Raw genomic sequence first — 6,381 nt, 5'->3', positions numbered from 1 at the left:
TTCATCGTGCGACGATTCTCGGACTTCGCCTCATTCCATCTCACGCTACGCCGGAGTTGCTCTGCGCCTCCGGCAACCCGCGACGATTGCCGACGTCTCACCTCGAATAGCTCGCGACGCCGCTCCTCAAATAGCCCGGGACGTAACACTTGGGGGCCGCGCGAGTCATCGGGCCGTAACCAAAGTGAACGCGGATGTGGCCTCGAAAACAATAGACCCGAAGGCCGAGCCCTCACTGTGTAGGCGAAGGCAGCATGGGTAGCCGAAATCTGACCGACACGGCTACTTCACTTCGGCGGGGTGTAAGCGACGGCACGATGACAAGGACACGCTAAGCAACTGGAGAAGCCCTCCTCGCCCCGGCGCGAAATCGTCGGAGCAAGGTAGGTTCTATAACCGGAGAACCCGGGAAGTGGATCGAAGGCGAGAGGGTGGCGGATGGGTCCGTAGTAGCTGTGAAGCCGGGTAACGCTGGCGGAGCGAAGGGGCCCTGCTGTTTGTAACGTCCTCAACAACATGGGAGGCAAGGACGAGATGACAAAGACGTCCGTTAGTTTGCAGGACCTGAGGCGGGGACTATACGTCAAGGCGAAGACTGAACCGTCCTGGCGTTTCTGGGGCTTGTACGTCCATGTCTGCAAGACGGAGGCACTACGCGAAGCGTACGAGATGGCCAGATTAAACAACGGAGCACCGGGTATTGACGGCGTGACGTTCGAGGTCATCGAGGCGCAGGGCGTGGAGGCGTTCCTGGAGCAGATACGGGGCGAACTGGTGGACCGTACCTACCGGCCACTGCCGGCACGGAGGAGGGAGATACCGAAGGACGGGGGAAAATTCCGCGTCCTATCGATACCCGCTATCCGTGATCGAGTGGTCCAGGGTGCGCTCAAGCTGATACTGGAACCGATCTTCGAGGCAGATTTCCTGCCGGGGTCGTATGGCTATCGTCCCAAGAGGACCGCACATGAAGCGGTGCAGCGAGTGGCGACGGCGATCGTGCAGGCGAAAACCCTGGTCTTAGATCTGGATCTACGCGCCTACTTTGACACCGTGCGGCATCATCTGCTGCTCGGCAAGGTGGCGCGGCGGATCAATGATCGGGACGTCATGCATCTGCTAAAGCTGATGCTGACTGCATCGGGCAAACAAGGCGTTCCGCAGGGCGGGGTGATTTCGCCGCTGCTCAGCAATATCTATCTCACAGAGGTGGATCAAATGCTGGAGCGCGCGAAGGATACCACGCGCGAAGGGAAGTACACTCACGTCGAGTATGCCCGCTTCGCTGACGACCTGGTCGTGCTGATCAATGCCCACCCGCGCCATGCGTGGTTGCTCGGGGCCGTGACCCGACGCCTTCGGGAAGAATTTGCCAAACTGCAGGTCGAAATCAATGAAGAGAAGAGCCGCACCGTGAATCTGGCATGTGGAGAGAGCTTCGGCTTTCTGGGCTTCGACTTCCGTCGCATCCGAAGCATCCGGAACAAGGTGTGGCGACCGCAGTACACGCCCAAGCTGAAAAAGCGAACGACGTTACTGCGAAAGCTCAAGGATGTGTTCAGGCGATATAAGTCGCAGCCGGTGGGCCGTGTTGTCGAATTGATCAACCCGGTGCTACGTGGCTGGGTGAACTACTTCGCTGTTGGACATTCCAGTGAGTGCTTCAGCTTCGTGAAAGACTGGGTGGAAAAGAAGATCAGGCGCCACATGCAGCGATCCCGGCAGCAACAGGGCTTCGGCTGGGAGACGTGGAGTAAGCGGTGGTTGTATGGCGAACTGAAGCTGTTCAATGGCTATAAGGTTCGCTACAAAACGCAAATGAAAGCGTCCCCAGCATGATAGGTCCCATAAGCGTTGACATGAAGCAGGCAGGAGAGCGTAGTGCCGGAAAACGGCCCGCTGCGTTCGATGAGGCGGGAGCTGGAAACGTGGCCACGGCAGCCGGACTGAGGCCCACTGCGAAAGCAGTGGAACTGCCACCGGAGCCTAACGTGCGCGCGCCAGTTCTCGACCCTACAAGATTAGAGAAGCCGCAGGCTAGGAAAAATGAGTCGATTGAGCGCAATGGAGAGCGTGTTGGCGTGCATTCTGGGGGCAAAGATATGGCTAGAATGCCGCGACATACTTCCTCGCGCTGCGTAACTCCTTCTTCAGCTAAGGGTAATGTTGTTGACATCAATCGAGACGACCAGCGGCTCCGGGATCGCTTGACCGTCGGGCAGGCGCGGATAGATACGACGTCTTGTCGGGAAGCGGATGCCTGAAACCGTGATGTAGTCGCCGACGTAATGCGCTCCGGCTGTATTGCCGGCGATCTCCACGTCATAGTCGAGGCGGCGTACTAGATTGTCGGAATCAACGTAGATTGCCTGTGCATTGCTGAAGACCTCTAGCGAATCTGGGTAGCGCACCTCGATCTTGCGCCACGTTTCGCCGCGCTCTGTCCATGTCCCAGCGTCCTCGCACACTACACCGTCCCATGCGAGCAAGAATGGTGTATTCAGGTAGGTCCACATCGCACAGCCAGCGAAGAAGGCTAGCTGCAGGGGATCCCAAGGGGTTTCCAGCTTGTGTCCTTCGAACGAGGTGCGGGGCTGCATACGCTCTTGCAGAACTTGGTTAGCCGCATCTAGTAGAGCGATTCGGCGTCCCATAAAGTCACTCCTGCTCGCGAGCGTTCCGAACGGTTCGTGTGATGCCCATTGCCTGTCGGTACTTACTGTGACCGTAGTCGTGTCGAGTACACCGGGTTGGGATTTGATAGCCCATAGTGCCCCACCTTGGCTCAAGTCGGCCTGGACCTTTGTAAATTTCCGCCATTGGGTGATGCCCCCGTGGGCGTCGATGATGGCTTTCGCGATGCTGTTCATAGAATGGACCTTTTTCATTACCTAGCCTGTGCCACATGGCGATTGAGAATAAGGGCGACCATCTCACACGCGCCGGCGAATAGGCCAATGCCCCAGATTGCCTCAGTCGCCAGAATCGCCGCACCTATCGCGCTGCCAATGGAAAAGCCGAAGTACATGGTCGACGTGTTTAAGGCCAGCGAGAGCGGTGCCTGGGACGGGCTGCCGGCTGCCATCAGGCGCGACATCTGTGCCGGGAAGAACGCCCAGACGGCGAAGCCCCATACCGCGATCGCCGCCAGGACTGGTAACAGCGCCGGGCCCGCCGAATGCGTGGAGGCCGACAAGGCGAGCGCCCAGAATGAAAGTGCCAGGGCGAAAAGCGAGTAGCGCGCCACCCGGCTCGAGCCAAACTTGTCCGTCAGCGTCCCTCCCGCCGTAACACCCACTGCCGCCGCCAGGCCCCACATCGAAACAGTCGCATTGATGCCAACTGCGTCGAATTCAAGCACGCGAGAGAGGTAGGCTGCGATATAGGGATATGCAGCATAGGCACCAATGGACCAGAATAGGCTCACCGAAAGCAATCGGACGACGGCAGGCTGACGGGCGATTGAGAGCCGTTGCGATAGCGTTGCCACAGGAATGCCAGCACCGGCATCCCGGGCGACGCCGACGAGAATCCCTGCAATCGCCGTCAGGCTCATCGCGCCGACCGCCAGAAAGGTGGCACGCCAGCCGAAGGCATGTCCCACTACGCCGCCAAGAGGCAAGCCCAGCGCGATCGCCAGTGTCATACCCCCGCTCACAATGGCCAACGCCCGGCCTCGCTTGCTAGCAGATACGATCGCACCGGCAAGGGCGTTGGCGTTGGGCACATATAGACCAGAAGCAACGGCCATCATCACGCGTGCGGTCATCAGCAGCCCGAAGCTGGGCGACCAGGCGGCCAGCAGGTTTCCTCCGCCAAAGATGGTCATGGCGAACAGCAGTACGCTGCGACGCCGTAATCGCGCCGTCATGACCGTCGCGACAGGTGAACTCACGGCCATGGTCAGTGTGAATACCACGACGAGCAGTGCGATATGTGGCACGGTCATCCCGAAATCGGCTGCCATCGTAGATAGCAGAGGCGCAATCATGAATCCCTCGGTGCCAATCGCAAACGTGCCGAGCGCCAGAAACAAGGCGGGTACAAGCGAGTCGTTGCGTTCGGGGGCGGGTACCGCGGAGGCCGCGGGTGCCGTTACCGCACGGCTATTGTGTGACACAGATCTTCTCCTGCGCGTGGTCACTGGCACTCCGGGCCGGGGCGCCAGGCTTCTCGTTAAACCGGGATGGGGTTATCGGCGATGTACTGGTTGAAGTCGTGAACCAACTGATGCTCGCCGAGTCCCGGGTTATCGCGCATGGCGCGAATGGACTCGACAAACACCTCATGCTCTTCGGTCCCGAGGCCGCGCATGGTTTCTTCGATAAACGCGTCCARGGGCATGGCACGCGGATCGCCGCTCTTCTTGACGAGGTCGGTGTCGACCCAAGGCGGTGCGATCTCCTGGACTGTCACGTTGGTCGCGCGGAGCATGAAGCGCTGCGACAGGGCATAAGAGTGCAGCGCCGCTTTCGATGCGGARTASACYGCRTTAGTGGCGATCGGGACATACGCCAGCACCGACGTGTTGTAGATAATCGTCGAGCGAGGTTGACCCTTCAGATGCTCGACGAGCTCCGATGTCATGCGGATCGGGCCCAAGAGGTTKGTGTCGAGGATGCTGCGAGACGYGGCRTCCTCGACGGKRGTSGASGCGTCGTCAAACGGCATGATGCCCGCGTTGTTGATCAGAACGTTCAGCGTSGGATAGTCCGAGATCAAGTCCTTCGCCACRCGCGCGATGTCGGCAGCSTCGGAAATATCGAGTTCGACGCCATCGATGCCGGGATACTCCGCGGAGATCTGCCGCAGAAGTGCTTTGCGGCGTCCAGCAATGATGACCTTGTTTCCCAAGGCATGGAAGGCCTTCGCCAACTCCAGGCCAATGCCCGACGTCCCGCCCGTAATAAAGATGGTGTTCCCGGTGAGTTGCATTACCACATCCTTTCGTTAGAAGAGAAAGCGCTTGCCTCAGTGCTTCAGACAGCAGCGCCACTTGCCCTCTAATGTGGTGGAAACCCATGCGGTTTCACATGTCATTAATCCGTCGATTCGGGACAAAATGATCGGGGAGRCGATCATCACTGTCCGGTGTGAGRCCGATTAGGTSGGCTTTGCGCACAATGTCGGCTAGGCATCGCCGCAGCGCGGTGTACCTTGACGGTGATATCGCCGATGCCAAGTTCGGCTGCWATCTGCTTGTTCWTCGCACCRCGGAMTACATGAACTAGCRCTTCGCGCTCCCTGTGCGTGAGCGATTGGTAGGCATTGAGCCATTCAGTGCGCAAGCGCTCTGCACGCAGCCGAACTCCATCCTCGGCGATCGCAGCTGTAACCGACTCGATCACCTGATGATCGGAAAGCGGCTTGAGCAGAAAGTCCGAGGCACCTGCTTTCATGGCGCGCAGGCAACTGCCGATGTCGGGGAAGCCCGTCATGAAGATGAAGGGCATGCGATGGACCTCGGTGGCCTTTTGCTGAAAGTAGAGTCCGCTTTCACCTTGCAGGCGGACGTCGAGCAGCAAGCAGCTCGGTCGGTCCGGCTTCTCGGACGCGTTAGAGGTGGCTGTGCCCTCGACGGTACACGCGGCAAAGCCGGCGGAGCGGAGGAGGCTGGACAAAGATGTGCGGATTGCATCTTCGTCGTCGACGATGCAGACGAGTGGCCGCTCGTCGCATGTGCGATTGCTGGGCATGCTTGTTCGGTTGCCGGTTCCGGGGCGGAGCCCCATGCCTGCGGGGGCGCCGCGAAGGCATGGCAAGGATAGGGTTGGACGTGTCTCCGCGGACAGACGAAATCGCGGAGATTCCGGACATCTTCAGGCTGCGCGGCGCTCGACTCAGGCAGTCGACTTGACGGCGTTGGGCGCCGGGAATAGATTGCGCGAGAGTCTCACGAAACTGTCATTGGGACGCTGACGTAACGAGAAAGAAGCAATGCGGCAAATCGGCTTGATTCTAGAAAATGGATTCCAGGTCATCGGTCTCTCGGCGCTATCCGCGTTTGAACTGGCCAATGTGGAGCTCGGCGAAGAGGGCTACCGCATGACGATCCTCTCCCAATACGGAGGTATCGTTCATTCGACGATTGGCTTGGGGATCGTGACCACCAAATTCGACACGATGCCCGATACGTTGATGGTTGCGGGGATTCGTGTCCCGGGCCCCCTGGATCCCGGGCTGAAGTCCTACATCAGCCGTGCGGCCCACGAGGCACGACGTGTCGCGGGCATCTGCACGGGCGCGTTCGCGCTTGCAGAGGCCGGCGTGCTGGACGGAAAGACTGCTACCACCCACTGGCTGCATGCCAGACGATTGCAGGAAACCTTTCCTCAGGTTCGTGTCGACGAGGATCGGATTTTTGTGCAGGACGGAAACATT

General features: G+C 59.4%; 6 protein-coding genes. 2 read left to right on the top strand and 4 right to left on the bottom strand.

The window, feature by feature from the left end; translation table 11 throughout:
• Positions 1-534: 534 nt before the first annotated feature.
• A complete protein-coding gene (ltrA, locus tag AC1DN0_RS39805) occupies positions 535-1,839 on the top strand; it encodes a group II intron reverse transcriptase/maturase (RefSeq protein ID WP_477104151.1) in 1,305 nt (434 codons plus the stop codon).
• A 311-nt stretch (positions 1,840-2,150) separates the two neighbouring features.
• Here the strand turns inward: ltrA and AC1DN0_RS39800 are convergent, their stop codons facing one another.
• The 4 genes from AC1DN0_RS39800 to AC1DN0_RS39785 form a co-directional block, all read right to left on the bottom strand.
• On the bottom strand, positions 2,151-2,870 hold the full coding sequence (locus AC1DN0_RS39800) for a hypothetical protein (protein ID WP_459572972.1): 720 nt from the start codon (positions 2,868-2,870) through the stop codon (positions 2,151-2,153).
• Between the two features lie 17 nt (positions 2,871-2,887).
• Entirely contained in the window at positions 2,888-4,036 is a 1,149-nt protein-coding gene (locus tag AC1DN0_RS39795) for an MFS transporter (RefSeq protein ID WP_459572969.1), read from the bottom strand.
• A 140-nt stretch (positions 4,037-4,176) separates the two neighbouring features.
• Positions 4,177-4,935, bottom strand: coding sequence for an SDR family oxidoreductase (locus AC1DN0_RS39790; protein ID WP_477146541.1), 759 nt, complete (start codon positions 4,933-4,935; stop codon positions 4,177-4,179).
• 146 nt (positions 4,936-5,081) lie between these two features.
• Positions 5,082-5,696: a response regulator transcription factor gene (locus AC1DN0_RS39785; protein ID WP_477146540.1), complete on the bottom strand. Its 615-nt coding sequence runs from the start codon at positions 5,694-5,696 to the stop codon at positions 5,082-5,084.
• A gap of 241 nt (positions 5,697-5,937) precedes the next feature.
• On the opposite strand from AC1DN0_RS39785, the gene AC1DN0_RS39780 reads away from it, so the two are divergent.
• Positions 5,938-6,381: DJ-1/PfpI family protein (locus AC1DN0_RS39780; RefSeq protein WP_477146539.1), on the top strand; the 444-nt coding region annotated here is incomplete at its 3' end.

Source organism: Cupriavidus sp. 05N39 (assembly GCF_056397325.1).
The sequence above is the reverse complement of the archived record's forward strand: the minus strand, read 5'-3'. Positions and strand labels throughout refer to the sequence as shown.

Coding starts and splice junctions, on each gene's coding strand:
- ltrA (WP_477104151.1), top strand. CDS start 535: ATGACAAAGACGTCCGTTAGTTTGCAGGACCTGAGGCGGGGACTATAC.
- AC1DN0_RS39800 (WP_459572972.1), bottom strand. CDS start 2,870: ATGAACAGCATCGCGAAAGCCATCATCGACGCCCACGGGGGCATCACC.